Source organism: Chromobacterium subtsugae (genome assembly GCF_001676875.1).
In the GTDB taxonomy this organism is placed as follows: domain Bacteria; phylum Pseudomonadota; class Gammaproteobacteria; order Burkholderiales; family Chromobacteriaceae; genus Chromobacterium; species Chromobacterium subtsugae.
In genome coordinates, this window is sequence record NZ_JYKA01000002.1 from 187,434 (window position 1) to 212,541 (window position 25,108).

A 25,108-nucleotide genomic window follows, 5' to 3' on the forward strand; every position below is an offset into this window, starting at 1 on the left:
CAAATGAGGCAAAGACGCTATTTTCGCAAGAGTACGATGCGAAAGAAACCACCCAGGCCCGCTTCTTCGTCGTGAATCGGTTGCAATTTGGTGACGGCGACGATGTCGCCGAGCCGCCGGTTGACGTCGCTGGCCAGCAGCCGAGCCAGCAGATTGCCGGCCCTGCGCCATAACGGCGCGCGCGCGCCGTCGGCCAGGAACTTGTCGAACACCACCGCCCGGCCGCCGGGCTTCAGCACCCGCTCCACCTCGCGCAGGCAGGCCTGCGGGTCGGGCACCACCGCCAAAGCCAGATGCAGCACCGCCGCGTCGAAGCTCGCGTCGGGAAAATCCAGCCGCTGCGCATCCATCAGCTCGGCGCGCACCTCCATCCCCAGCTTGCGCGCGCGCTCGCGCAGCTGTTCCAGCATCGCCGGGGCGATGTCGATGGCGGTGAGATGACGGCAGCGCACCAGGAAGTCCAGATCCAGGCCGGTGCCGGCCGCCACCAGCAGCACCTGCTCGCCCGGCTGCGGATTGAGCAGGCCCAGCGAGCGGCGGCGGCCGGCGGCGAAGCCCTGCGCCAGCTTGTCGTAGAGCGGCGCGTACAGATCGTAGCGCCAGCGGTTGAAGCGGGTCGACCATTCACGCCGCACAGCGGATTTCCTGCTCGAAGCGCGCCAGCCGCTCCCAGTCGATATGCCAGGCCGGCGCCGGCGCGGCGAAATAGAAGCCCTGCAGCTTGCTGCAATGCATCTCCTGCAGCATCGCCAGCTGGGCGGCCGTCTCCACCCCTTCGGCCACCACGTCCAGGTCCAGCGCCCGCGCCAGCGCCAGGATGGCGCGGACGATGGCGGCCGATTCCTCCTTGCGGTCCAGATCGAACACGAAGGACTGGTCTATCTTCAGCACGTCGAAGCGGTAGCGATGCAGGTAGGACAGCGCCGAATAGCCGGTGCCGAAATCGTCCAGCGCCAGCTTCACCCCCAGGCCGTGCAGCGCCTGCATCACGCTGGACGCGGTTTCCGGCTGGTCGATCAACGCGCTTTCGGTGATTTCCAGGTGCAGCATCGCCGGCGGCAGCTGGTAATGGACGATGCGCTCGCCTATCCAGCCGACCAGGTCGGGATCGTGGAAATTGGCCGACGACAGGTTGATGTGCAGGCCGATGTCCTCGCCGACCCGGCCCTCGCCGCGCCAGGCCTGCAACTGGGCGCAAGCGGCGTTGATCATGTAGCGGTCCAGCCGATTGATCAGCCCGCTCTCCTCGGCCATCGGCAGAAACACCGCCGGCGAGATCAGGCCGCGCTGCGGGTGCCGCCAGCGCACCAAGGTTTCGAAGCCCGCCAGCTTGCCGGTCCTGGCCTCGATGAAAGGCTGGTAGTAAGGGATCAGCTGGCCTTCCTCCTCCAGCGCGCGCCGCAATTCGGCTTCCAGCGCCAGCTGGTCGGCCTGGTCTATCCGCAGCTGGTGGCTGAACAGGGTGTAGCCCTGGCGGCCCTGCTGCTTGGTGCAGTACATCGCGTGGTCGGCGTCGCGCAGCAGGTCGTCGGCCTTGTGGTAATGCTCGCGGTCGGCCAGCACCACGCCGACGCTGGCGGTGGAAAACACCTCGCGGCCGGCCAGGATCACCGCGCGCTCGAATTCGCTGACGATGCGGCGGGCGATCACCTCGCACTCGTCCGCCGCGTCCATGCCGAACATCAGCACCGCGAACTCGTCGCCGCCGAGGCGGGCCAGAAAATCATAATGGCGCAGGCAGGAGCGGATGCGCGCGCCTGCCTCGAACAGCAGGTGGTCGCCCGCCAGGTGGCCCAGGGTGTCGTTGACCAGCTTGAAGCGGTCCAGATCGATGAACACCACCGCGAAACGGTCGCCGCCGTCGGCATAGGCGTCCCAGGCGCGGCGCAGCGCCTTGGCGAAATAGGTGCGGTTGGGCAGCTTGGTCAGCGGGTCGTGCAGGCTGTCGAATTCCAGCTGGGCGTTGACCGCGTCCAGCTCGCTGGTGCGCTCGCGCACGCGCTGCTCCAGTTCGGCGTAGGCCTGCTGCAGACTTTCCAGCGCGCGCACCCTGGCCAGCGCGGCGCCGATATTGTTGGCGACGAATTCCAGCACCTCCTGATCGCGGTAACTGTAGGACACGTCGCTCTGGTAGCTTTGCACCGCCAGCACGCCCAGCAGCTCGTGGCCGCAATACAGCGGCACGCCCAGCCAGCTTTGCGGCCGCATGCCGCCGACGTCTTCCATTTGCGCCTGCAGCGGGCTGTGCGGGTCCACCAGCAATGGCCGGCCGCTATGCAGCACCTGCTCGATGAAGCCCTTGCCGGGTTTGCGCGGCTGCAGCGGCGGCGAGTACTCGTCGGCGCAGTACGGAAAGCCGATGCGGTCGTTGACCATGTCGTACAAGGCGACCATGCAGTTGCGCGCCGGCACCATTTCCGCCAGCAACCGGTGCAGGCCGCTGAGAAAGGCCTCCAGCGACAAGCTGGTATTGGACAGTTCGGCGATGCGGAACAGCACGTCCTGGAATTGCTCGGCGCGGCGGCGGTTGGACACTTCGGCCCGCAGCCTGGCGTTGGCGCCCTCCAGCTCGCTGGTGCGCAGCCAGACCTGGCGCTCCAACTGGCCGCGATGCAGCACCCGGTCCAGCGCGAAACCGACATGGCGCGCGGCGAACATGAACAGCAGTTGTTCGGCCGAGGAGAGCGGCGCCTGGTCATCGTACTGCTGCAGCACCACCGCGCCGATCCACTCGCCGCCGGCATCGGCCAGCGGCGCGCCCATCCAGCAAGCCGGCAACGCCGCCGGCGGCGTCAGCCCCTCCTGGCCGCACACTTCCAGCAGCCGCTGCTGGCTCATCACCATCGGCTTGCCGCCGCGGATCAGCCAGGCCGCCAGCGAGCCGCTGTCCGCGCCGGCGGCAAACACCGCGTCGGGTCCTGGCGGCGCCGGATCGCGCCGGTCGGCGTAAAAGGGATAGCGCAGCGTGGCATTGTCGGCGTCGTACAAAGCGATGTGGAAATTGCTGGCATCCATCAAGCGCATCATCAGCCGGTGCAGCCGCGGCAGCATGCGCTCCGGCGCGCCGCTTTCGCCGGCCAGCAGATTGATCTCCAGCATGGTTTCATTGGCGAGCCGGGCCGCCGCCTGCTCGTCGCGCAACGCGGCGCATTGCAAATGGCCGGTCAACAAGGCGGCGACATCGGCCATTCCCGCCGGCTCCCGCCCGCGCCACGCCAGCCATCCCAGCGTCTTGCCGGCGGCGCGCAACGCCAGCGCGCCGCCGTCCGGCCCCGGCAGCCGATCGCCGTCCAGAGCCTCGGCCGCCGGCAGCGCGTCGGCCGCCCCCAAGCTGGCCAGCCTCCGCCATTTCCCGTCCGCCTGCCCCCATGCGGCGATGGCCGCCAGGCTGCCGGCCTGCCACAGCAGCGCCAGCGCCCGTCCGGCAGCCTGTTCCGGAGTCTCCAGGTATTCAGCCGTGCTCTTCATGTCGTTATCGTAGTATGAGTTAGCTGGAAAATCCGCACGCGACGCCCCGCGCCCCTTCCCCAAGGCCGGCGCGGCCCCGCCGCCGCCTGGGCGGCCGGATATGCGAAAGCCCGGAGTCGGGACTCCGGGCTTGCGTCGTCAGCGCGGCGATGGCATGCCGAGGCGATTTCCGCGGCGGCGGGCGATCAGCTTTCGGCCAGCTGCAGCATGCAGTCCAGCAAGGCGTCCAATTGCGACACCTCATGCTGGGCCGACAGCGAAATCCGCAGCCTAGCGCCATTCTCCGGCACCGTCGGCGGGCGGATGGCGGGCACCCAATAGCCTTGTTCCCGCAAACCTTGAGCCAGTCTCATGGCATGCGCATCGCCGCCTATGATAAATGGTTGAATCGGGGTACGGGAAGCCCCGCCCGAATACCGCGTGCCGTCGAGGCGCGCGCGGCAGCGCGCCGCCAGCAGCCGCAGCCGTTCGCGCCTGTCGCCGGCCTCCTCTATCAAGCGCAGGCTGACGCCGACGGCGGCGGCCAGCGCCGGCGGCTGGGCGGTGCTGAAGATATAGGTGCGGGCGCGGTTGACCAGCCACTCGATCAGCAGACGGCCGCCGGCGACAAAAGCACCGGCCAGTCCTGCCGCCTTGCCCAGCGTCGCCATATAGACCAGCCGCTCGCTTGAGAGGTCATGTTCGGCCAACGCGCCGCGGCCTTGCCCGAGCACGCCGAAACCGTGGGCGTCGTCGACGTACAGCCAGGCGTCGTAGCGTTCGGCCAGCGCCAGCAGCTCCGGCAGCGGCGCCTCGTCGCCATCCATGCTGTATACCGCGTCCACCGCGATCAGCTTGGTGCGCGCGCCGCTGGCGGCCAGCAATTGTTCGAGCTGGTTGAGATCGTTATGGCGGAAACGGTGGAAATCGGCGCGCGACAGCAGACAGCCGTCGTTCAGCGAAGCGTGGTTCAGCTTGTCGGCGAACACCGCGTCGCCGCGGCCGACCAGGCTGGTGATCACCGCCAGATTGGCGGCGTAGCCCGAGCCGAACAGCAGCGCGGCCTCGCGGCCGACGAAGCGCGCCAGCGCCTCCTCGGCCTGCTGGTGCGCCTGGCTGTGGCCGGTGAGCAGGTGCGAGGCGCCGCTGCCGGCGCCCCAGCGGTCCGCGCCCTGCTGCAGCGCGCGCACCAGCGACGGGTGGTCGGCCAGTCCGAGGTAGTCGTTGCTGGCGAAAGACAGGTATTCCTCGCCGTCGACGACGATCTCGGCGCCTTGCGGCGACTCGAGGCACGCGCGTTGGCGGCGGCGGTGACTGGCGTCCAGATCCAGCAGGGCTGCGGACAGGTCTTGTAGGCGCATGGCGATTGCACTCTTTTACGTTGTTGACCAAACCGCGGCGGCCAAGCCACCCCGGCACGACACACTATATATATGTTTGCATTTAAGCCGACAGCGGGAAATTGCGAAGATTTATTTTTACAGCGCCTGCAGATCCAGTTTTTGCATCAGCGCCTGGTCGGCCAGCACATCCGGGTTCCCCGTCGTCAGCAATTTGTCGCCATAAAATATCGAGTTGGCGCCGGCCAGGAAGCACAGCGCCTGGGTGGCTTCGTCCATTTCGCGGCGGCCGGCGGACAAGCGCACATAGCTGCGCGGCATGGTGACGCGCGCCACCGCGATGGTGCGGACGAACTCGGTCCAGTCCAGCGTTTCCGCGCCCTCCAGCGGCGTGCCCACCACCTTGACCAGGTTGTTGACGGGCACCGACTCCGGCTGGGGATCCAGGTTCGCCAGCTGGGCGATCAGGCCGGCGCGGTCGCGCCGGGTCTCGTTCATGCCGACGATGCCGCCGCAGCACACCGACAGCCCGGCCGAGCGCACCTTGCCCAGCGTGTCCAGCCGGTCTTCGTACTCGCGGGTCTGGATGATGTCGGCGTACTTGTCCGGCGCGGTGTCCAGATTATGGTTGTAGTAATCGAGGCCGGCCTGCTTCAGTTGTTCCGCCTGGCCGTCGCGCAGCAGGCCGAAGGTGGCGCAGGTTTCCAGCCCCAGCGCCTTCACCTGGCTGACCATTTCCAGCGTCTTCTGCAGGTCGGCGTCCTTGGGGCCGCGCCAGGCGGCGCCCATGCAGAAGCGCCCGGCGCCGTTGGCCTTGGCCTGGCGCGCCGCGGCGACCACCTCGTCCACCGTCATCATCGGCTGGTTGGCCACCGGGGTGTCGTGATGCACCGACTGCGGGCAATAGCCGCAGTCTTCCGGACAGCCGCCGGTCTTGATCGACACCAGCGTCGACAGCTGGACGCGGGTCGGATCGAAAAACTGCCGATGGATTTCGGCGGCGCGGAACACCAGCTCCATGAAGGGCAGACCCAGCAGCACCTCCACCTCGTCGACGCTCCAATTGGCCTTTTCCGGATGCGGGGCGGCCGGGCGCTTGAACTCCATCGTCACTGAATGCATCTTATGCTCCAACATGTGTTTGTCATTTTGGCGGCGAACCGGATCGTTCGTCACCCTGCCTACTCGGGCAGGAACCGCAAAATCTTGGAGCCCGGAAGCGATGCTGTCAAACCTGCTCAATGCCTTAATTGACAATTGCTCATTTATTAATCAAAAATGCGCGCTGTGCGGCGCGGCCGACAGCCAGCAGGCGCTCTGTCCGCCCTGCCGCCAGATGCTGCCGCGGCTGCCCGCCGCGCATTGCCCGCGTTGCTCAGAACCGACCCCGGACAGCGCGCTGTGCGGCCACTGTCAGCGTCATCCGCCGGCCTTCGACGCGCTACACGTTCCCTATCTGTTTGGCTACCCCCTGAATGGCCTGGTCCATGCATTCAAGTACGGCAAACGCTTACAATTGGCCGGGACGCTGACCGGCCTGCTCACCGATTTCGCCGCTTGTCAAGCCTGCAAATACGACCTTGTCATTCCCGTTCCATTGGCAAATGAAAGACTTGCGGAAAGAGGCTTCAATCAGAGTTCCGAGCTTGCCAAAGCGTTCGCTGTTACAATAAACAGCCGTTTTTCGGACGACCTGTGTTGGCGAAAATGCAACACATTGCCGCAAGCCTCGCTCGGTCGCGCCGCAAGACTGCGAAACGTGCGTCATGCATTCGGCGTAAAACGCCGCTGCGACGGGCTTTCCATTGCCATCATAGACGACGTCGCCACCAGCGGCGCCACCCTCTCCTCCCTGGCCAAAGCGCTCAAAAAACAGGGGGCGGAACGGGTCGATGCATGGGTGCTGGCCCGGGCGTTTTCCCCAAAAACTTGACCAAGATTTTGATTCCTTGGAACAATCCAGCCTGCCAACGATGTTCACTGTTGTTCTATTTCAGCCGGAAATCCCGCCCAACACGGGCAATGTGATTCGTTTATGTGCCAACACCGGCTGTGAACTGCATCTGGTCAAACCCTTGGGCTTTCCGCTCGAGGACGCCAAGTTGCGGCGCGCAGGACTCGATTACCACGAGTATGCCCGCGTTGTGGTCCACGAAGACTGGCCTGCCTGTTTGCAGGCCCTTCACGGACGACGGATTTTCGCCGCGACGACCAAGGGCGCTACGCGCCATGACCGGATTTCCTACCAACCCGGGGACGTTTTTCTGTTCGGTCCCGAATCCCGCGGCTTGCCGCAAGATGTGCTGGCTGCCCTGCCGGCGCAGCAAAGGATTCGATTGCCGATGCGTCCCGAGTCGAGAAGCCTCAACCTGTCCAACGCTGTCGCGGTGACAGTGTACGAGGCATGGCGGCAGCTCGATTTCGCAGGGGGGGTATAGCAGTTCGCAAGGTTGGCCCAACAGCATAGGGAGGTTTATGCAACCTGTACTCCGATGGCTGTGGCTTGTATTCGTCAGTCTCGTGCTTGTGGCCTGTTCCACCGTGAAGACGGCCAGCGCCACAAACCAGTCGGCTTCGCCGACCAACAAGAAGACCGTCGCCAAGAACGGAGCTTATTTCCAGAACGACGGTCCGGCCGATCATATCCCGGTCAACCTGAATCTGGTGCCCGACGCCGTGCCGCAGGATGAGCCGCTGATCAAATCGGCCAACCTGCCTTACTCGGCGCTGGGCATGAGCTTCCGTCCCGATGTGCGAGAAAAGCCTTACCACGCCACAGGCCGTGCCTCTTGGTACGGCAAGCAGTTCCACGGACGCAAGACGTCCTCGGGCGAACGATACGACATGTTCGCCATGACCGCGGCGCATCCGACGCTGCCGATCCCGAGCTATGCCCGGGTGACCAATCTGACCAACGGCAAGTCCGTGGTGGTGCGCGTCAATGACCGCGGACCGTTCCACAGGAGCCGTTTGATGGATCTGTCGTACGCCGCCGCGTACAAGCTGGGCTTTATCCAGCAGGGCAGCGCCAAGATCGCGGTAGACCGCGTCTGGCCCGCAGCCGACAACACCTACTCCGCGTCCGCGCAGCCGGCCACCCAGCCGGCAAGCCGAGAGTTGCGCGCAGGCGACAATCCGAAGTATCTGCAACTGGGGACTTTCTCCACGCTGGCCAATGCCGAAGCGCTGTTGCAGAAGACGTTGGGCGAGCTGGACGATCATTACGATTCCAAGCTCGGCATCGTCAATCAGCAGGGGGTGTACAAAGTGCGCCTGGGACCGTTCCCGTCGGATGACGCCGTGCGCAACGCGGCCGAGAATCTGCACGTGGAGACCGTGATCACCAGCCTGTAGCGGCTGGCAGCTGAACCGTATGGCACAGGGCGAAAGGCGAAGGATGCATCCTTCGCCTTTTTTCATGCCCGCCGGCCAATAAAAAGCCCCGGCCTTTCGGTCCGGGGCAATGCCTGGCGATCAACGACCCAGGCCCCGCTCAGGGAGCCAAGCGGGAGGTGTGAACACCTGCTGTTTAGGCGGCAAGCCGGGCTTAAAGTTCCTCCGCCGGCGGGAGCTGCGGCTCCAGCGCGTCGAACCAGCCCTTCACCACCTGCTCCACCTCCTCCACTCCAGTCTTCTTCAGGCTGGAGAACATCTGCACGCTGACCGACGGATAGTCGGCCAGTTCGCGCTTCACCAGCGCCAGCACCTTGCTCTGCTCCTGGCGCGACATCTTGTCGGCCTTGGACAGCAAGATGTGCACCGGACGGCCGGCGACGCGGAAAAATTCCAGCATTCGTCGATCCAGCTCCTTCAATGGGTGGCGAGCGTCCATAATCAACAGAAGGCCGATCAGGCTCTGGCGCGTCTGCAGGTAGCGGCCCAGCAGCTCCACCCAGTGGGCGCGCACCGCTTCCGGTACTTCGGCGTAGCCATAGCCGGGCAGATCCACCAGAAAACACTCGTCTCCCAGCTCGAAGAAGTTGATATGCTGGGTGCGTCCGGGCGTTTTCGACACATAGGCCAGCCGGGTGCGGTTGGCCAGCGTGTTGATGGCGCTGGACTTGCCCGCGTTGGAGCGTCCCACGAATGCGACCTCGGCGCGGGTGGCCGGCAGGTCTTTCATGTGGTTGACGGTGGTATAAAATCGGGCGTTCTGAAAAATCGACATGGTAGTAAGGTTGAAATCAGTTGGTATAGAATAACAGGTTTGGAATTGCTACTTTTACAGATATTTTAGGGCAACGCCCTAAAGGAGCGACCATGAGACGTAAAATGCTGTTGGCGATGGCAACCCTAACCCTGGCCGGCTCCGCGCTGGCGGCGGCTCCGGCGGCCAAGGGGGACCCGGCAAAAGGCAAGCAGATCGTGGATACCGTCTGCGCGGCCTGCCACGGCGCGGACGGCAACAGCGTCGCGGCGGCCAATCCCTCCCTGGCCGGCCAGAACCCGCAGTATCTGTATAGCCAGTTGAAGGCGTTCAAGAGCGGCGAACGCAAGAATCCCACCATGTTCGGCATGAGCGCCGGCCTGTCCGACGACGACATGCGCAACCTGGCCGCCTATTTCAGCCAGCAAAAACCGAAAGAGCGCGAAGCGGCCGACAAGCAGCAGATGCCGCTGGGCGCCAAGATCTACCGCGTCGGCAACGCCTCCACCCACGTGCCGGCCTGTATGTCCTGCCACGGACCGGCCGGCAAGGGCCTGCCCGACCAGTTCCCGCGCCTGGGCAGCCAGCACGCCGGCTACGTCGCCAAGCAGCTGGCCGACTTCAAGGCCGGCACCGACCGCAAAAACACCATCATGGCCGACATCGCCAGCCGCATGACCGATGCCGAGATGAAGGCGGTTTCCGAATACATCTCCGGCCTGCGCTGAGCCGTGACGCCAGCCGCCGGCCAGCCGCGCGCCGCATGCCCGCCATGCGGCCCGGCGCGCCGACGCAACTTTGCCGACCAGGCGCGTTCAAAAGGGAAGCTCCGGACCGGCTTCCCTTTTTGTGTTAGCTATTCATGACAAACCATCGCCGCAACACCACTCGCCGAGCGCTGTACGAACTGTTCAGCTCGATGCGCTTCGCCATCGGTCTTCTGACCATCCTGGCCATCGCCTCCATCATCGGCACCGTGCTCAAGCAAAACGAGCCCTACCCCAACTACGCCTTCGAGTTCGGCCAGTTCTGGTTCCAGGCCTTCGAACAGCTTGGATTGTTCGACGTCTACCATTCCGCCTGGTTCCTGACCATCCTGGTCTTCCTGGTGCTGTCGCTGACCCTGTGCGTGCTGCGCAACGGCCCCGGCTTCATCAAGCAGATGCGCTCCTACCGCGACAAGGCCGGCGAAAGCTCGCTGGCGGCCATGTCGCACAGCCAGGCCCTGGAGGCCGAGGCCGCCGACCCGCAGACGCTGGCGGCCTACCTGCAAGCGCAGGGCTACCGGCTGCGCCAGCGCGAACAGGCCGACGGCAGCCTGCTGATCGCCGCCAAAAAAGGCGCCGCCGGCAAGCTTGGCTACTTCTTCGCCCACATCGCGCTGATCGTGATCTGCGTCGGCGGCCTGATGGACGGCAACGTGCCGCTTAAGCTCGGCATCCTGGCCGGCCGGCTGGTGCCCGAGACCCGCAACATCCCGCAGGCGCAGATTCCCGAGCACAGCCGGCTGCCGGTCACCAACCTGTCCTTCCGCGGCAACGTCAACATCGCCGAAGGCAAGAGCGCCGACGTCGGCTTCATCGACTCCGGCAACGGCTACCTGGTGCAGGATCTGCCCTTCGTCGTCACGCTGAAGAAATTCCATGTCGACTACTACAGCAGCGGCATGCCCAAGCTGTTCGCCAGCGACATCGTGGTGACCGACAAGGCCAGCGGCAAGAGCACCGCCGCCACGGTCAAGGTCAACCACCCGCTGATCGTCGACGGCGTCGCCATCTACCAGTCCTCGTTCGGCGACGGCGGCTCGCCGCTGCTGTTCCGCAAGTGGAACCTGGAGCAGCCGCAGGCCGCGCCGGAGCCGTTGCGGGCGGTGTCGCTGGCCAGCCAGCCGCTGCAGGCCGGCGGCAAGGACTACACGCTGGAATTGGGCGAGCTGCGGGTGTTCAACATCGAGAACGTCGGCAAGCCCGGCGCCGCCGACCCCACCTTGCTGCAGCGCATGCACGACGCGCGCGAAGTGAAGCAGAGCAAGGAGCTGAAGAACTTCGGCCCGTCGATCAGCTTCAAGCTGCGCGACAAGCAGGGCCAGGCAGTGGAATACATGCATTACATGTCGCCGATCCAGCAGGACGGCGCCAGCTACCTGATGGCCGGCGTGCGCAGAACCCCGGCCGAGCCCTTCCAGTACCTGCGCCTGCCGCTGGACGACGACATGGGCCTCGAACGCTTCATGCGCCTGTACGCGGCGCTGCGCGACCCGACGCTGTACGACGCCATCGCCGAACGCGCCACCCGCCAGGCGATGCAGGGCGGCAAGCCGGACGAGAAACTGGCGCGCGACTTCAAGGACGGCATCAAGGTGATGCTGCAGCGCTTCGCCGACGGCGGCTTCGCCGGCCTGGAACAATTCCTGGAAAAGCAGGTGCCGGCCGACAAGCGCCAGGCGGTGGCGCAGACCTATATCCGCATCCTGCAGACCGCGGTGGTGGACGTGATGGCGGTGGCCGACGAAAAAGCCGGCGCCAAGCCGCTAGCCGCCGACGCCGCGCATTACCGCTTCCTGCTGGACGGCCTGGTGGCCAGCAGCGGCCTGCGCGACTACGGCGCGCCGGTCTTCCTGCAGCTGGACAGCTTCGACCAGGTGCAGTCGTCCGGCCTGCAGCTGACGCGCTCGCCGGGCAAGACCCTGGTCTATCTCGGTTCGATCTTGCTGGTGCTGGGCATCGTGCTAATGTTCTATGTGCGCGAACTGCGCCTGTGGGTGCGCATCCACGGCCGCCAGCTCAGGGTGGCGATGACCTCAAACCGGCATAACCGCGATCTCGACCGCGACTTCCAGCGTCATCTAGACGCCATCAAACAGCTGACACGGGGATCATGATGGAACTGGCAACTTCTTCCTTTGCACGCACGCCGCTGTGGAAGCGGCTCTCGCTGTGGGACGGCGCCTACGCGCTGCTGATCCTGCTGGCCGCCGGTTACAGCTTCCGGCTGTATCACCAGGACATGGACGTCTACGAGCAGGGCATCCTGGCCGGATCGGCGCTGGGCCTGATCGCGCTGGGCTGGTTCTGGCAATCCTGGCGCTGGTTCTTCCCGCTGGCCGGCGGCGCCGCCTTGCTCGGCATCGCCGACTACCAGCACGATCTGGCCCGCGGCCAGACCGCGTTCTGGCTGAAGTTCGCGCTGGCCAGCCAGTCGGCCATCATGTGGATGTGCACGCTGTTCTTCCTGGCCACCGCCGTCTACTGGCTGGGGGTGGCGCGGCGCTCCGACCTGCTGCTGCGCATGGGGCGCGGCCTGACTTGGGCGGCGGCGGCGATGGGCTTGGCCGGCCTGTTCGTGCGCTGGTACGAGAGCTATCTGATCGCGCCGGACGTCGGCCACATCCCGGTGTCCAACCTGTACGAAGTGATGGTGCTGTTCTGTCTGATCACCGCGCTGATGCACCTCTACTACGAGGCGCGCTTCGCCGCGCGCCAGGCCGGCGCGCTGGTGCTGCCGGTGATCTGCGCCACCGTCGGCTTCATCCTGTGGTACAGCCTGGACCGCCAGGCCCACGAGATCCAGCCGCTGATACCGGCGCTGCAGTCGTGGTGGATGAAGATACACGTGCCGGCCAACTTCGTCGGCTATGGCTCCTTCGCGCTGGCGGCGATGCTGGGCGTGGGCGAGCTGCTGGTGCTGAAGGGCTGGCTGAAGGACAGGCTGCCCAGCGCCGAGGTGCTGGACGAGATGATGTACAAGGCCATTTCCGTCGGCTTCCTGTTCTTCACCATCGCCACCATCCTGGGCGCGATGTGGGCGGCGGACGCCTGGGGCGGCTACTGGAGCTGGGACCCGAAGGAAACCTGGGCGCTGATCGTCTGGCTCAACTACGCCGCCTGGCTGCACATCCGCCTGGTGAAGGGCTGGCGCGGCGCGCCGCTGGCCTGGTGGTCGGTCGGCGGCCTGCTGGTCACCACCTTCGCCTTCCTCGGCGTCAATATGTTCCTGTCCGGCCTGCACTCGTACGGCGGCCTGTAATCTTTCCCAGGCATCATCGACGCCCCGTCTGCGCGGGGCGTTTTGCATTTTCCCCGCCCGCGGCGGCGGCATTTGGTATCCTTGTAGCGCTTTTAGCGCTTTTTTATCCCTCTAAGGAACGTACTACACCATCATGGACTTATCGTGGCTGTCCGACCCCGCCGCCTGGCTGGGCCTCTTGACGCTGATCATTCTCGAGATCGTGCTCGGCATCGACAACCTGATTTTCGTGGCCATCCTGGCCGAAAAACTGCCCCCGGAACAACGCGACCGCGCCCGCATCACCGGCCTGTCGCTGGCGCTGCTGATGCGCCTCGTCCTGCTGGCCAGCATTTCCTGGCTGGTCACCCTCACCACCCCGCTGTTCTCGATCTGGGGCCAGGGCTTCGCCGGCCGCGACCTGATCATGCTGGGCGGCGGCGTGTTCCTGCTGTTCAAGGCAACCACCGAGCTGCATGAGCGGCTGGAAGGCGTGGACGAAGTGAAGGCCAGCGGCCAGCGCGCCTACGCCGCCTTCGCCACCGTCGTCGCCCAGATCCTGGTGCTGGACGCGGTGTTCTCGATCGACTCGGTGGTGACCGCCATCGGCATGTCCGAACACCTGCCGGTGATGATGCTGGCCGTGATCATCGCCATGATCCTGATGATCGCCGCCAGCAAGCCGCTGACCGCCTTCGTCAACGCCCACCCGACCGTGGTGATGCTGTGCCTGGGCTTCCTCTTGATGATAGGCTTCAGCCTGGTGGCCGACGGCTTCGGCTTCCACATTCCCAAGGGCTATCTGTACGCCGCCATCGGCTTCTCGGTATTGATCGAATCGTTCAACCAGGTGGCGCAGGCCAACCGCGTCCGCTACCTCAACCGCAACCAGAGCTTCCGCGAGCGCACCGCCAACGCGGTGCTCAGCCTGATGGGCACCCGCCTGTCGGAAGCCAAGCCCGAGGCCAAGCCCGAAGTCGGCCCGCAGCCGGTGGAGGAAACCGCCTTCGGCCACAACGAACGCGCGATGATACACAGCGTGCTGACGCTGGCCGAGCGGCCGATCCGCGTGATCGCCACCCCGCGCGCCGACATCCACCGGCTGGACCTCAGCCAGCCTGAAGCCGCCCGCCGCAAGGCGCTGCGCGACAGCCCCTACTCGCGGCTGGTGGTGATACGCGACGGCAGCATAGACGAGCCACTGGGCATCGTCGCGCGCAAGGACCTGCTGGCGCAGCTCCTGGATGGCGGCCAGCTCGACATCGACGCCGCGCTGCGCCAGCCGCTGGTGCTGCCGGAAACCGTCACCGTGCTGAAGGCGCTGGAGAGCTTCCGCCAGCACGCCGCCGACATGGCCTTCGTGGTCAACGAGTTCGGCAGCCTGGAAGGCATAGTCACCCAGAAAGACCTCATGGAGGCGATCGCCGGCGAATTCCCGGAAGAGCACGAACGCCACGAGCTGCCGGCCATCGTGGCCAATGCCGACGGCAGCTACGACGTGGAGGGCAGCCTGGAATTGATGACGCTGGAGCAATACCTGACGCTAGGCGACTTCGAGGACGAAGACTTCCACACCGTGGCCGGCCTGTTGATGGACTGCCTGGAGCGCATCCCGCGCGAAGGCGACGAGGTGACGGTGGGCGAATGGAAGCTGCGCGTCACCGCGCAGAAAGGCAACCGCACCGAGCGGGTGCTGATCAGCCCGATCGCCGACGGCTTCGATGCCGCCATCTGAGCATGAGCCGGGGCCGCCGCGGCCCTGGTTTCTCTATGTGCTGCGCTGCGCGGGCGGCGCGCTCTACACCGGCGTCAGCACCGACGTGGCGCGCCGCTACCGCCAGCACCAGGCCGGCAAGGGCGCGCGCTACACCCGCCTCAACCCGCCCAGCGCCATCGCGCTGGTGATCGAATACCCGGACCGTTCCACCGCGCTGAAGGCCGAATACGCGTTCAAGCAGCTCTCCGCCGCCGCCAAGCGCGACTTCCTGGCGCGCCACGGCGACGCCGCGGGCTAAACCCGCCTCGCTTTTCCCTCCCCCTTCCCCGCCGCTGGCCGAACGCCGGCAAGGAGCGGTATATTGAGCGCAGCCAGCCGCATGTCATGCGGCCGCGCCCAGTCTGACCGCCGCCGAGCAAACCGAGGAGCCCACATGCCGCGCCCCGTTTTCCGCCTTGCCCCGCTGGCCGCGCTTGCCGCCGGCCTGCTGCTGTCCGCCGCCGCCGCCGGCGCCGCCGACGCCATCCGCGTCGGCTCCAAGATAGACACCGAGGGCGCGCTGCTGGGCAACCTCATCCAGCAGGTGCTCGAGGCTCACGGCGTCAAAACCGCCAATCGGCTGTCGCTGGGCAATACCAAGGTAGTGCGCGCCGCCATCGCCGCCGGCGAAATCGACATCTACCCCGAATACACCGGTAACGGCGCCTTTTTCTTCGCCGACGAGAAAAACCCGGCCTGGAAATCCGCCGCCGCCGGCTACCAGCGCGTCAAGCAGCTGGACTACGACAAGAACCGCATCGTCTGGCTGGCGCCGGCGCCTGCCAACAACACCTGGACCATCGCGGTGCGCCGCGACCTGGCCGCCGCCAACCATCTGGCCTCGCTGGCAGACCTCCAGCGCTGGCTGGCCAAGGGCGGCCGCTTCAAGCTGGCGGCCTCGGCCGAATTCATCGAGCGGCCCGACGCGCTGCCGGCCTTCCAACAGGCCTACGGCTTCAAGCTGCGTCAGGACCAGCTGCTGACGCTGGCCGGCGGCGACACCTCCGCCACCATCAAAGCCGCCGCCGAGCAAACCTCCGGCGTCAACGCCGCGATGGCCTACGGCACCGACGGCCCTCTGGCCGCGCTTGGCCTGACGACGCTGAGCGACCCCAAGGGCGTGCAGCCGGTATACGCGCCGGCGGCCATCATCCGCGCCGACGCGCTGGCGCGCCAGCCGCAGATCGCCGTCTGGCTCAAGCCGGTGTTCCAGTCGCTGGATGAGGCCACGCTGCAGAAGCTCAACGCCAGCATCGCCCTTGAGGGCCGCGACGCGCGCAAGGTGGCGGCCGACTACCTGAAGCGCAAAGGCTTCATCCGATGAGGCGCCGCGGCTGATGCGGCTGCGCAACCGGGTTGGCCTGCTGCTGGCCCTGCTGCTGGCGGCGGGTTTCTGCTGCCCGCTGCTCAGCTATGCCCCCAACCGGCTGCTGAGCGGCCAGGGCCTGTACCTGGCCAGCCTGCCCGGCGCCGAGGCCGCCCTGTTGCTGGCGGCCGCGTTGCCGCTGGCGCTGGCGCCCTGGCTGCGCCGCTCGGCTGGCAGCCAGCTGTTGCTGGCGCTGTGCGCCTGCCTGCTGGGCAATGGCCTGCTGTGGGTGGCCGGCCGCGAGGCGCTGCGCCTCGCCGCCGGCGAAGACGCGCTGGCCCGCGTCGCCTTCGGCGCCGGCTTCTGGCTGCTGCAACTGGCCGCCGGCCTGCAGCTGGCCGAAGCGCTGCGCGGCCTGTCGCCATCACCGGCGCGGCGCGCGCTGATGGTCTGCGCCGCCTGCCTGCCGGCGCTGGCCATGCTGCTGGGCGGCGCGCTGGACCAACTGGCGCTGCTGCGCGAATACCGCAACTACCAGGACAGCTTCCACCTGGCGCTGCTGCGCCACCTGCAACTGGTGTGCTTCTCGGTGCTGCCGGCGGCGCTGCTGGGCGGCGCGCTGGGCCTGGCCGCGTTTCGCCGCCCGCGGGTGGAAGCCTGGCTGTTCCCGGCGCTGAACGCGCTGCAGACGGTGCCGTCCATCGCCCTGTTCGCGCTGTTGATCGCGCCGCTGGCCTGGCTGGGCCGGCTGTGGCCTCAGTCCGGCATCGCCGGGGTCGGCCTGGCCCCGGCGCTGACCGCGCTGACGCTGTACTCGCTGCTGCCGATGGCGCACGGCACCCTGGCCGCGCTGCGCCAGGTGCCGACGGCGGCCCGCGACAGCGCGCGCGGCATCGGCATGTCGCCATGGCAGCTGCTGGCGCGGGTGGAGCTGCCGCTGGCGCTGCCGGTGTTTCTCAGCGGCCTGCGCGTCACCACCGTGCAGGCGGTGGGGCTGGCGGCGGTGGCGGCGCTGATCGGCGCCGGCGGCTTCGGCGCCATCCTGTTCCAGGGCCTGTCCGCCAGCGCGCCGGACCAGACGCTGCTGGGCGTGCTGCCCATCGCGCTGCTGGCTGCCGCGTGCGACGCCGCGTTCAAGATCGTCATCTCCCGGATGGACCACGCTGCCCATGATTGAAATCGCTGGCGTCAACAAAAGCTTCAATGGCTCGCGCGTGGTGGCCGACCTCGACCTGACAGTGGCCGAGGGCGAACTGGCGGTGCTGGTGGGCACCTCCGGCTCCGGCAAGTCCACCACGCTGAAAATGCTCAATCGGCTGATCGAACCCGACAGCGGCAGCATCCGCGTCGCCGGCCGCGACATCCGCAGCCAGCCGCCGGAAATCCTGCGCCGCCACATCGGCTACGCCATCCAGTCGGTAGGCTTGTTCCCGCACTGGACGGTGGCGCAGAACGTCGCCGCGGTGCCGCAGCTGCTCAAATGGCCGCCGGCGCGCATCCGCGCCCGGGTGGAAGAACTGCTGGACGCGCTGCGGCTGCCGGCGCGGGAGTTCGGCCCGCGCTATCCGCACCAGCTGTCCGGCGGCCAGCAGCAGCGCGTCGGCGTGGCGCGCGCGCTGGCCGCCGACCCCGACGTGCTGCTGATGGACGAGCCGTTCGGCGCGCTGGACCCGGTGACGCGCGCCAATCTGCAGCAGGAGCTGGCGCGCATCCAGCGGCTGTTCGGCAAAACCGTGATCCTGGTCACCCACGACATCGACGAGGCGCTGCTGCTGGGCCAGCGCATCGTGGTGATGGACCAGGGCCGCATCGTCCAGCAGGGCGGCGCGCGCGACATCCTGCTGCGCCCGGCCACCGACTTTGTCCGCCAATTCTTCAACCCGGCCGATGTCGGCGTGCGCCTGCTGGGCCTGGTGCGGGTGGGAGAGCGGATGCGGCCGGGCGAGCGCGCCGACGGCGCGGCCATCCGCGCCGACAGCACTCTGCGCGAGGCGCTGTCGGCCTTCGTCGCCCAGGGCGCCGCGGCGCTGCCGGTGGAGGATGGCCAGGGCGCCAGGATAGGCGCGCTGCGTTTCGACGACCTGCTGGGCCCGCGCGCATGAGCTGGCTGCGCCGCCGCGCCGCGCTGATCCTGGCCAGCCTGGCGCTGGCCGGCCTGCTGCTGGCGCTGCCGCGCAGCGCCGCGCTGTTCCGCCTCGCCTTCCCGGAACTGGAGCGGCCGCTATACCTGCAGGACGACTTCGCCGCGCTGACCTTGTCCCATCTTGGCATCGTCGCGCTGTCCAGCGCGCTCGCGCTGCTGCTGGGCGGCGGCGCCGGGCTGTGGACCAGCCGCCCCGCCGGGCGTGAATTCCGCCCGCTGCTGGAATCGCTGTTGTCCCTCGCCCAATCGCTGCCGCCGGTGGCGGTGCTGGCGGCGACGGTGCCCTTGCTGGGCTTCGGCGCGCTGCCGGCGCTGGCGGCGCTGACGCTGTACAGCCTGCTGCCGATCGCCCACGCCACCCTGGCCGGCCTGGCCTCGGTGCCGCCGGACATGCGCGAAGTCGCCGCCGGCATCGGCATGAGCCGGCGGCAGATCCTGCTGCGGGTCGAGCTGCCGCTGGCCGCGCCGGTGATCCTGGCCGGCGTACGCACCGCGGTGGTGATCAATGTCGGCACCGCGGCGCTGGCCTCCACCGTCGGCGCCAAAACCCTGGGCCTGCCCATCATCGTCGGCCTGTCCGGCTTCAACACCGCCTACGTGATCCAGGGCGCGCTGCCGGTGGCGCTGCTGGCGATAGTCGTCGACCAGCTGTTCCAATGGCTGGACGATGCCGTCGCGCCGCAGCGTCAGCCGGCGGCGAACAAGGCTTCCGCCTCGGCGAAGCCGTAAAAGTGCGCAGCCATGCTCGGCCAGACGCCCTGGGCGGCCTCGCGCGCCATCTCGCGCACCAGCCCCATGCTGGCCAGCATCGGCCCCACGCCCAGGCTGACCCGGCTCGCCCCGGCGGCAAACCAGGCCTCGGCCCCCGCCACCCCGGGCAGCGCCATCAGATTGAGCGGCCCGTTCAAGGCCGCCGCCAAGCGCGCCGCCAACGCCGCGTCGGCCAGCCCCGGCACAAACACCATGTCCGCGCCGGCCGCCAGGTAGGCATTGCCGCGCGCCACGGTCTGAGCCAGGCGCGCCTCCTCATCTCCGCCCAGGCCCAGCAGCCAGACATCGACGCGGGCATTGATCCACAAGGGCAGGCCGGCCTGCTCCGCCGCCCGGCGCGCGGCGGCGAGGCGCGCCGATTGCGCGGCGATGTCGAACAAGGGCTGCGCCAGCAGGCCATGGCCGTTGTCCTCCAGATTCACCCCCACCGCGCCGGCGGCAAGCGCGCCCTGCACTGTCAGCGCGACGTCCTCCGGCGCCAGGCCGTAGCCGGCCTCGATGTCGGCGCTGAGCGGCAGATCGACGCTCTGCGCGATGGCGGCGATCTCGCGCAGCATCGCCTCGCGGCCTAGGTGCTGGGCATCGTGGCAACCGCGGGCGTAAGCGATGCCGCCGCTGGTGGTGGCGATGGCCGGCAAGCCGGCGGCGGCGAACAGCCGGGCGCTGGCGCAATCCCAGGCATTGGGCAGCAACAGGCGGCCCTGGCGGTTCAATTGGCGGAAATGATGAAACTGCTGAATGTCTGCGGCCATGGCGCGCTCCGTGCGTCGGAAAAGGACAAGGCCCGCATCTTGCCGCCGCGCGCCGCCGCCGGCTGGCGGTTTTCGGACCTGGCCATCAAGCAGTCGGCGGCCGAAAACCGCTGGCCGGCATCGGCGTTTCGCTGGATGATGCGCGCATGCGACTCGATCCCGACATCTGCTACCGCGCGCTGGCCAGCCGCGACGCCCGCTTCGACGGCCGCTTCTTCATCGGCGTGCGCACCACCGGCATCTACTGCCGGCCGATCTGCCCGGCGCGCACCGCCAAGCGCGAGAACGTGGACTTTTATCCCACGGCGGCGGCGGCGCAGGAAGCCGGCCTGCGGCCCTGCCTGCGTTGCCGGCCGGAAGCCGCGCCCGACTCCGGCGCCTGGCGCGGCGTGTCCAACAGCGGCCACAGCCATACCGTGGCGCGCGCGCTGGCCTGGATCGAGCGCGGCATGCTGGACGAGGCCAGCCTGGCCGAACTGTGCGACAAGCTGGGCGTGGGCGAGCGGCAACTGCGCCGGCTGTTCGCCGAACACGTCGGCGCGCCGCCGCTGGCGGTGGCGCAAACGCGGCGGGTGCTGCTGGCCAAGCAGCTGATCCACGAAACGCGGATGCCGCTGACCGACATCGCCTTCGCCGCCGGCTTCGGCAGCGTACGCCGCTTCAACGAGGTATTCCAGGCGCTGTACCGGCGGCCCCCCGGCGCGTTGCGCCGCGACGCCGGCGCCGCGCCGGCCGCGCCCGGCGAGATCACCCTGCTGCTGCGCTACCGGCCGCCCTACCACTGGCCGGCCATGCTGCTGCACCTGGCCGCCCACGCCATTCCCGGCGTGGAAACCGTGCAGGACGACGGCTATGCGCGGACCATCGCGTGGAACGGCGCCCGCGGCGAACTGGCGGTGCGTCCCGGCGCGGGCCACGCGCTGAGCGTCACCATCCGCTTCCCGCAACTGGCGGCGCTGCCGGCCATCCTGGCGCGGGTGCGGGCGATGTTCGATCTGGCGGCCGACCCCGCCATGATTGAGCGGCACCTATCCCAGGATCCGCGATTGGCGGGCCTGATCGCCGCGCGGCCCGGCCTGCGGCTGCCCGGCCGCTGGGACGCGCCGGACGCCGCCGCGGATTCGGCGCAAGCCGAGCCGGATGCCTACCCGGCCGTTCGCCAACGCTTGCTGGAGGATTTAGGCCTGAGCGCCGCCGAGCGGGAACGGCTGCACAGGCGCGCCGAAGCCTGGCAGCCATGGCGCGCCTATGCGATTCAGCATTTGTGGACGGAAAGACACGCCTAGCCGTCGGCCCGGGGGCGAACGCTAGGACATCTGCCGCTTCAGCACCGCGCGCAAGCGGTTGAAGTCGAAAGGCTTTTCCAGCCGCTCGGCGAAACAGGCGGAGCGGGGGTCGGCGTATTCTTCCGGGTAGGCGGTCATGGCGATGATGCTGGCCTGCTGGTTGTTGCGGCTTTTCCGGATGAACTCCAGCACGCTGTAGCCGCTTTCGTTGCCCAGCTGCATGTCCAGCAGGATGGCGTCGAACGGCCGCTGCTGCACCTGCTGGCAGGCCTCGGCCACCGAACTGGCCATCACCACCGCGTAGCCGTCCAGGCTCAGGCAGTCGGCGAAAGGCTCGCGGATGTTCTGGTCGTCGTCCACCAGCAGCACCGAACGCTCATGGCCACCCTCTTCCGGCTGGATGCGCACCGGCAGCCTGACGATGAACTCCGAGCCGCGGCCCTCCTCGCTGTTCAGCTCGATCTCGCCCCCCAGCAGGCTGACCAGCTCCTTGACGATGGCCAGCCCCAGGCCGCTGCTGCCCGGCCGGCGCTGCTTGCCCTGGAAGAAGGGCTGGAAAATCCGCGACTGGTAGTCGGCGGGGATGCCCACCCCGGTATCGCGCACCCGGATTTCCAGATGATGGAATCCGCGCACCCCGTCCACCCGGGCCGTCACCGACACCTCGCCGTGATCGGTATAGCGGATGGCGTTGGCCAGCAGGTTGCCGACGACCTGCCGCAGCCGGTTGCCGTCCAGGGTGGCGGTCTCCGGCAGATTGGCCATCGCGAAATGCAGCCGCAGCCCCTTGCCTTCCAGCTGCACCCGGTAGGCGTCCACCACCTCGGTCAGGATGCCTGCCAGGCTGACGTCCTCGGGATGCAGCCTGAGCTGCATATTGTTGATGGCGGAAATGTCCATGATGTCGCGCACCTGGCTCAGCAGATGGCTCATGCTGGCCTTCAGCCGCATCAGGTTGGCGTGGATGCGATTGCCGGGCTGCACATCCAGCTCCATCAGCTCGACGCACACTTGCATGGTCTGCAGCGGCGAGCGGATTTCGTGGCTGATGGTGGCGAGAAAGGTGGTGCGGTCCAGCTCGGCCGACACCGTGGCCTTGTGCGCCGCCCTTTCCTTCTCCAGCAGCGCCTGGCGCGAAGCCACGTCGCGGCGCGCCCGGCGGTAGCTCGACAGCAGCACCCAGATGACGATGACGATGCCGCCCCACAACGCGAACCACAACGAAAACACCAGCCGCTTGCGTTCCAGATCCTTGTTGCGCTCATCGCGGAACGACACTTCCGACATCCGCGACTGCACCGCGAACTCGGCCAGCCGCGGCCGAATGTCGTCGATCTGGTCGATATGCCGCTGCGCCGAATCCCGGCTCAGATGGCCGATATTGCCGTCGCGGAAGAAATTGCCCAGCATGTCGGCGGTTTCGCGGAAGCCCGGCACCGCGTTCAGCATGCCGTGCAGGGTCGACGGCGTGACATAGTCCTGATAGCGGCTTTTGGCGATCTCCAGCCGGATGTCTGCCTGCTCCGGGCTGATTTCGCCGGCCTTCAGCCGCACCAGCTCGGCGCGCGAGCGCTCCAGCGCGATCTGCAGCTGCGCCACCGACCAATACAGGTCCTCGCTGCGGCCATCGAATTTCTTGATCGCGGCGTAACGGTCCACCGCGATATACATGCTGATGGAGACCAGCAGGACAACCAGCCAGAATATCGGGGACAAACCCCAGAGCAGCCAGGACGGCTGCTTGCTCGCACTGCTTTCGCCATCTGCCATATTCATCGCGCCAGAATGAGCCTCAATAAACCGTGATCCGATACACCTGCCAGATCAATTTCGCATCCAGCAGCGGTCCCCTTTCCTCCGCCGGCATGTCCGGCAGCGGATACATCAGCCACAGCGGCCCGCGCTCCTTGATCGCCATCGGCTTGTGATTGAACGAACGGGCCAGAATCACATTGTATTTTTCCAGTTCGTCGCGGCTCACCGTATAGGCGTAATCGTTCAAGGCGACGAATTTCACCTGCCCGCCCCTGGCTTCGACGCGGCGCAGGATATCCCGCATCAGCGGCCCGGAAAAAACCGCCTCCGGCGTCCAGCTGGTGCGGGTGGTGATGGCGTGCTGCGACAAAGCCTGCAAGTCGCTTTCGCGGAATTCGTATGTCCGGCTTTTATTATTCGTCCATTTCCCGATCTGGCCGGAAACGGTCAGTATCACCGGGTCTTCCGCCGCCAGCGCCGCGCCGCTTGCCATCAAAATGCCGAATAACACCCCCAGCCATCTGCGCAACATGAAATCCTTTCAATGGGAAACATAATGACCAGCACGATTCAAAAATCAGTACAGCCGGCAAGGCGGCCGCGGTAATGCCGGGACTGGCGCCCAATCGCCAGGACAAGGCCATATTGCGGCGTCAGCGCGTATCTTATTCCAAAATTCATAAAAATTGACCGGCTCGCTATTCATTTTCCATGCTGCGCCATGAATGCCAAATGACTTGACAGCGCGAGTGCGGCGATATTGCGCCGACGCAAAGAAAAAGCCCCGCCAGGCGGGGCTGATGCGCGATTCGCGGCGGCGGCTTACTTGCCGATGCAGAAGCGGGAGAAGATCACGCCCAGCAGGTCGTCGGCGCTGAATTCGCCGGTGATCTCGGACAGCGCGTTCTGCGCCATCCGCAATTCCTCGGCGAAGATCTCCACCTGTTCCCAATCGGCGTGAGCCAGCTCCAGGTGCTCGGCGGCGCGGGCGATCGCATCCAGGTGGCGCTGGCGCGCCAGGAACACGCCCTCGTCGGCGCCGCTGTAGCCTATCATCTCCAGCAGCTTGGCCTTCAGCACGTCCACGCCCTGGTGGGTGCGGGCCGACAGCCGCACCAGCGGGTGGCCGTTTTCCACCGACAGGCCCGCCGCTTCGCCAGACAGGTCCACCTTGTTGAAGACCTGCACCCTGGGCAGCGCCGGCGGCAGCCGCTCCAGGATGGCCTGCACCTCGGCGGTCAGGCCTTCGCGGCTGTCCACCAGCAGCAGGGCCAGATCGGCGCGCTCCACCGCCTGCCAGGTGCGCTCGATGCCTATCTTCTCCACCACGTCGTCGGTGTCGCGCAGGCCGGCGGTGTCGATGATGTGCACCGGCACGCCGTCGATGACGATTTCCTCGCGCACGGTGTCGCGGGTGGTGCCGGCGATATCGGTGACGATGGCGATGTCGTCGCCGGCCAGCGCGTTCATCAGGCTGGACTTGCCGACATTGGGCTGGCCCACCAGCACCACGTGCATGCCCTCGCGCAGGATGGCGCCCTGCTTGGCGGTGGCCTGCACCTGCACCAGCCGGTCGCGCAACCGCATGAGCTTGCCCAGCGCGTCGGCCTGCTTGAGAAAGTCGATTTCCTCTTCCGGGAAGTCCAGCGTGGCTTCCACCAGCATGCGCAGGGTGATCAGTTCGTCCACCAGCACGTGGATCTCTTTGGAAAACGCGCCCTTCAGCGATTTGAGCGCGCTCCTGGCGGCGGTTTCGCTGCTGGCGTCGATCAGGTCGGCCACGCTTTCCGCCTGCGCCAGATCGAGCTTGTCGTTCAGGAAGGCCCGCTTGGTGAATTCACCCGGTTCGGCCAGGCGCGCGCCCAGCTCCACGCAGCGCGCCAGCAGCATCTTCATCACCACCGGCCCGCCGTGGCCCTGCAGCTCCAGCACGTCTTCGCCGGTGAAGCTGTTCGGCCCCGGGAAGTACAGCAGCAGGCCGTTGTCGATGGCCTGGCCGTGGGCATCGAAAAAGTCGGTGTAGGTGGCATAGCGCGGCTTGGGCGACTTGCCGCCGGAAATGGCCTGCGCGAACGGCAGCAGGTCCTTGCCGGAGACGCGGATCACGCCGACGCCGCCGCGGCCCGGAGCGGTGGCGACCGCGCAGATGGTGGCGGGGGTGTAACTGAGGTTCATCGACATTCCTTGATGGCTTGGCCGCGATTTATCTGCCTGCTGCTGGCTGGCGGTGGAAGCTGCCTGCATCGCTCCGGCCCTCTCCCCCAGAGAGAGCGGGCGCCCGCTCATGCGTTCTGGCGCAGACATCGCGACGCATTCACTGCTTCCATTATCCCGCAATTCCAGCGCTTCGAAGCGGCTTTCGCTGCGAATGGATCCTGGCAAGCCGAAGTCCGGCCTCTT

At 67.0% G+C, this 25,108-nt stretch carries 22 protein-coding genes; 13 read left to right on the forward strand and 9 right to left on the reverse strand.

Going from position 1 to position 25,108, the window contains the following annotated elements; genetic code table 11:
* Positions 1-17: 17 nt before the first annotated feature.
* The 4 genes from MY55_RS03140 to bioB all read right to left on the reverse strand — a co-directional run bounded on the left by MY55_RS03140 (position 18) and on the right by bioB (position 5,909).
* Positions 18-635 carry a class I SAM-dependent methyltransferase gene (locus tag MY55_RS03140; protein ID WP_043571704.1) on the reverse strand — a complete coding sequence of 206 codons (618 nt, stop codon included), beginning with the start codon at positions 633-635 and terminating at the stop codon, positions 18-20.
* A complete protein-coding gene (locus MY55_RS03145) occupies positions 625-3,468 on the reverse strand; it encodes a putative bifunctional diguanylate cyclase/phosphodiesterase (protein WP_065201955.1) in 2,844 nt (947 codons plus the stop codon). The genes MY55_RS03140 and MY55_RS03145 overlap by 11 nt, the downstream gene beginning before the upstream one ends.
* Before the next feature lie 185 nt (positions 3,469-3,653).
* Entirely contained in the window at positions 3,654-4,808 is a 1,155-nt protein-coding gene (gene bioF, locus MY55_RS03150) for an 8-amino-7-oxononanoate synthase (RefSeq protein WP_043571699.1), read from the reverse strand.
* Positions 4,809-4,925: 117 nt separating this feature from the next.
* Positions 4,926-5,909, reverse strand: coding sequence for a biotin synthase BioB (gene bioB, locus MY55_RS03155; RefSeq protein ID WP_081284622.1), 984 nt, complete (start codon positions 5,907-5,909; stop codon positions 4,926-4,928).
* 100 nt (positions 5,910-6,009) lie between these two features.
* On the opposite strand from bioB, the gene MY55_RS22425 reads away from it, so the two are divergent.
* From MY55_RS22425 to MY55_RS03165, 3 genes are all read left to right on the forward strand, one after another.
* A complete protein-coding gene (locus tag MY55_RS22425; RefSeq protein ID WP_076098100.1) occupies positions 6,010-6,720 on the forward strand; it encodes a ComF family protein in 711 nt (236 codons plus the stop codon).
* A gap of 40 nt (positions 6,721-6,760) precedes the next feature.
* Positions 6,761-7,225 carry a tRNA (uridine(34)/cytosine(34)/5-carboxymethylaminomethyluridine(34)-2'-O)-methyltransferase TrmL gene (gene trmL / locus MY55_RS03160; RefSeq protein ID WP_043571697.1) on the forward strand — a complete coding sequence of 155 codons (465 nt, stop codon included), beginning with the start codon at positions 6,761-6,763 and terminating at the stop codon, positions 7,223-7,225.
* 82 nt (positions 7,226-7,307) lie between these two features.
* Positions 7,308-8,141: a septal ring lytic transglycosylase RlpA family protein gene (locus tag MY55_RS03165; RefSeq protein ID WP_230623316.1), complete on the forward strand. Its 834-nt coding sequence runs from the start codon at positions 7,308-7,310 to the stop codon at positions 8,139-8,141.
* A gap of 193 nt (positions 8,142-8,334) precedes the next feature.
* Here the strand turns inward: MY55_RS03165 and yihA are convergent, their stop codons facing one another.
* Positions 8,335-8,955: a ribosome biogenesis GTP-binding protein YihA/YsxC gene (yihA, locus tag MY55_RS03170; RefSeq protein WP_043571693.1), complete on the reverse strand. Its 621-nt coding sequence runs from the start codon at positions 8,953-8,955 to the stop codon at positions 8,335-8,337.
* Between the two features lie 92 nt (positions 8,956-9,047).
* Here yihA and MY55_RS03175 point away from each other — a divergent pair, with 92 nt between their 5' ends.
* The 9 genes from MY55_RS03175 to MY55_RS03215 all read left to right on the forward strand — a co-directional run bounded on the left by MY55_RS03175 (position 9,048) and on the right by MY55_RS03215 (position 18,873).
* Positions 9,048-9,662: a c-type cytochrome gene (locus MY55_RS03175; protein WP_043571690.1), complete on the forward strand. Its 615-nt coding sequence runs from the start codon at positions 9,048-9,050 to the stop codon at positions 9,660-9,662.
* 134 nt (positions 9,663-9,796) lie between these two features.
* A complete protein-coding gene (locus MY55_RS03180; protein ID WP_065201957.1) occupies positions 9,797-11,815 on the forward strand; it encodes a cytochrome c biogenesis protein ResB in 2,019 nt (672 codons plus the stop codon).
* A complete protein-coding gene (ccsB, locus tag MY55_RS03185; RefSeq protein WP_047258585.1) occupies positions 11,815-12,960 on the forward strand; it encodes a c-type cytochrome biogenesis protein CcsB in 1,146 nt (381 codons plus the stop codon). The genes MY55_RS03180 and ccsB overlap by 1 nt, the downstream gene beginning before the upstream one ends.
* A 133-nt stretch (positions 12,961-13,093) precedes the next feature.
* Positions 13,094-14,674 carry a TerC family protein gene (locus MY55_RS03190; RefSeq protein WP_043571686.1) on the forward strand — a complete coding sequence of 527 codons (1,581 nt, stop codon included), beginning with the start codon at positions 13,094-13,096 and terminating at the stop codon, positions 14,672-14,674.
* Positions 14,661-14,954 (forward strand): GIY-YIG nuclease family protein, encoded by a 294-nt coding sequence (locus tag MY55_RS03195; protein ID WP_047237971.1) that lies wholly within the window; start codon positions 14,661-14,663, stop codon positions 14,952-14,954. Before MY55_RS03190 ends, MY55_RS03195 begins: the two co-directional genes overlap by 14 nt.
* A gap of 135 nt (positions 14,955-15,089) precedes the next feature.
* Entirely contained in the window at positions 15,090-16,019 is a 930-nt protein-coding gene (gene osmF, locus MY55_RS03200) for a glycine betaine ABC transporter substrate-binding protein OsmF (RefSeq protein WP_065201958.1), read from the forward strand.
* A 13-nt stretch (positions 16,020-16,032) separates the two neighbouring features.
* Complete coding sequence (locus tag MY55_RS03205; RefSeq protein WP_047258587.1) at positions 16,033-17,178, forward strand: ABC transporter permease; 1,146 nt, start codon at positions 16,033-16,035, stop codon at positions 17,176-17,178.
* Positions 17,171-18,103, forward strand: a complete 933-nt coding sequence (locus MY55_RS03210) for an ABC transporter ATP-binding protein (RefSeq protein WP_047258588.1) — start codon at positions 17,171-17,173, stop codon at positions 18,101-18,103. The genes MY55_RS03205 and MY55_RS03210 overlap by 8 nt, the downstream gene beginning before the upstream one ends.
* Positions 18,100-18,873 carry an ABC transporter permease gene (locus MY55_RS03215; protein ID WP_047258589.1) on the forward strand — a complete coding sequence of 258 codons (774 nt, stop codon included), beginning with the start codon at positions 18,100-18,102 and terminating at the stop codon, positions 18,871-18,873. Before MY55_RS03210 ends, MY55_RS03215 begins: the two co-directional genes overlap by 4 nt.
* On the opposite strand, the gene MY55_RS03220 is transcribed toward MY55_RS03215, so the two are convergent.
* Positions 18,831-19,667: an isocitrate lyase/PEP mutase family protein gene (locus MY55_RS03220; protein ID WP_065201959.1), complete on the reverse strand. Its 837-nt coding sequence runs from the start codon at positions 19,665-19,667 to the stop codon at positions 18,831-18,833. The two genes, MY55_RS03215 and MY55_RS03220, sit on opposite strands and share 43 nt — an antisense overlap.
* Before the next feature lie 146 nt (positions 19,668-19,813).
* On the opposite strand from MY55_RS03220, the gene MY55_RS03225 reads away from it, so the two are divergent.
* Positions 19,814-20,953 (forward strand): bifunctional transcriptional activator/DNA repair enzyme AdaA, encoded by a 1,140-nt coding sequence (locus tag MY55_RS03225; protein ID WP_065201960.1) that lies wholly within the window; start codon positions 19,814-19,816, stop codon positions 20,951-20,953.
* A 21-nt stretch (positions 20,954-20,974) separates the two neighbouring features.
* Here MY55_RS03225 and MY55_RS03230 read toward each other — a convergent pair whose 3' ends face one another.
* The 3 genes from MY55_RS03230 to mnmE all read right to left on the reverse strand — a co-directional run bounded on the left by MY55_RS03230 (position 20,975) and on the right by mnmE (position 24,883).
* Positions 20,975-22,723 (reverse strand): ATP-binding response regulator, encoded by a 1,749-nt coding sequence (locus tag MY55_RS03230; RefSeq protein WP_065201961.1) that lies wholly within the window; start codon positions 22,721-22,723, stop codon positions 20,975-20,977.
* 22 nt (positions 22,724-22,745) lie between these two features.
* On the reverse strand, positions 22,746-23,240 hold the full coding sequence (locus MY55_RS03235) for a putative pterin-binding protein (protein WP_043571673.1): 495 nt from the start codon (positions 23,238-23,240) through the stop codon (positions 22,746-22,748).
* Between the two features lie 290 nt (positions 23,241-23,530).
* Complete coding sequence (gene mnmE, locus MY55_RS03240; RefSeq protein ID WP_047237979.1) at positions 23,531-24,883, reverse strand: tRNA uridine-5-carboxymethylaminomethyl(34) synthesis GTPase MnmE; 1,353 nt, start codon at positions 24,881-24,883, stop codon at positions 23,531-23,533.
* Between the last annotated feature and the right edge of the window lie 225 nt (positions 24,884-25,108).

Excerpts from the sequence above, each read along its gene's own strand:
- osmF (WP_065201958.1), top strand. The coding sequence starts at position 15,090 with ATGCCGCGCCCCGTTTTCCGCCTTGCCCCGCTGGCCGCGCTTGCCGCC.
- MY55_RS03235 (WP_043571673.1), bottom strand. The coding sequence starts at position 23,240 with ATGTTGCGCAGATGGCTGGGGGTGTTATTCGGCATTTTGATGGCAAGC.
- MY55_RS03175 (WP_043571690.1), top strand. The coding sequence starts at position 9,048 with ATGAGACGTAAAATGCTGTTGGCGATGGCAACCCTAACCCTGGCCGGC.
- yihA (WP_043571693.1), bottom strand. The coding sequence starts at position 8,955 with ATGTCGATTTTTCAGAACGCCCGATTTTATACCACCGTCAACCACATG.
- MY55_RS03225 (WP_065201960.1), top strand. The coding sequence starts at position 19,814 with ATGCGACTCGATCCCGACATCTGCTACCGCGCGCTGGCCAGCCGCGAC.
- MY55_RS03180 (WP_065201957.1), top strand. The coding sequence starts at position 9,797 with ATGACAAACCATCGCCGCAACACCACTCGCCGAGCGCTGTACGAACTG.
- MY55_RS03190 (WP_043571686.1), top strand. The coding sequence starts at position 13,094 with ATGGACTTATCGTGGCTGTCCGACCCCGCCGCCTGGCTGGGCCTCTTG.
- ccsB (WP_047258585.1), top strand. The coding sequence starts at position 11,815 with ATGGAACTGGCAACTTCTTCCTTTGCACGCACGCCGCTGTGGAAGCGG.
- bioF (WP_043571699.1), bottom strand. The coding sequence starts at position 4,808 with ATGCGCCTACAAGACCTGTCCGCAGCCCTGCTGGATCTGGACGCCAGT.
- MY55_RS22425 (WP_076098100.1), top strand. The coding sequence starts at position 6,010 with ATGCTGTCAAACCTGCTCAATGCCTTAATTGACAATTGCTCATTTATT.
- MY55_RS03220 (WP_065201959.1), bottom strand. The coding sequence starts at position 19,667 with ATGGCCGCAGACATTCAGCAGTTTCATCATTTCCGCCAATTGAACCGC.
- MY55_RS03230 (WP_065201961.1), bottom strand. The coding sequence starts at position 22,723 with ATGGCAGATGGCGAAAGCAGTGCGAGCAAGCAGCCGTCCTGGCTGCTC.
- MY55_RS03215 (WP_047258589.1), top strand. The coding sequence starts at position 18,100 with ATGAGCTGGCTGCGCCGCCGCGCCGCGCTGATCCTGGCCAGCCTGGCG.
- MY55_RS03205 (WP_047258587.1), top strand. The coding sequence starts at position 16,033 with ATGCGGCTGCGCAACCGGGTTGGCCTGCTGCTGGCCCTGCTGCTGGCG.
- mnmE (WP_047237979.1), bottom strand. The coding sequence starts at position 24,883 with ATGAACCTCAGTTACACCCCCGCCACCATCTGCGCGGTCGCCACCGCT.
- bioB (WP_081284622.1), bottom strand. The coding sequence starts at position 5,909 with ATGCATTCAGTGACGATGGAGTTCAAGCGCCCGGCCGCCCCGCATCCG.
- MY55_RS03195 (WP_047237971.1), top strand. The coding sequence starts at position 14,661 with ATGCCGCCATCTGAGCATGAGCCGGGGCCGCCGCGGCCCTGGTTTCTC.
- MY55_RS03210 (WP_047258588.1), top strand. The coding sequence starts at position 17,171 with ATGATTGAAATCGCTGGCGTCAACAAAAGCTTCAATGGCTCGCGCGTG.
- trmL (WP_043571697.1), top strand. The coding sequence starts at position 6,761 with ATGTTCACTGTTGTTCTATTTCAGCCGGAAATCCCGCCCAACACGGGC.
- MY55_RS03145 (WP_065201955.1), bottom strand. The coding sequence starts at position 3,468 with ATGAAGAGCACGGCTGAATACCTGGAGACTCCGGAACAGGCTGCCGGA.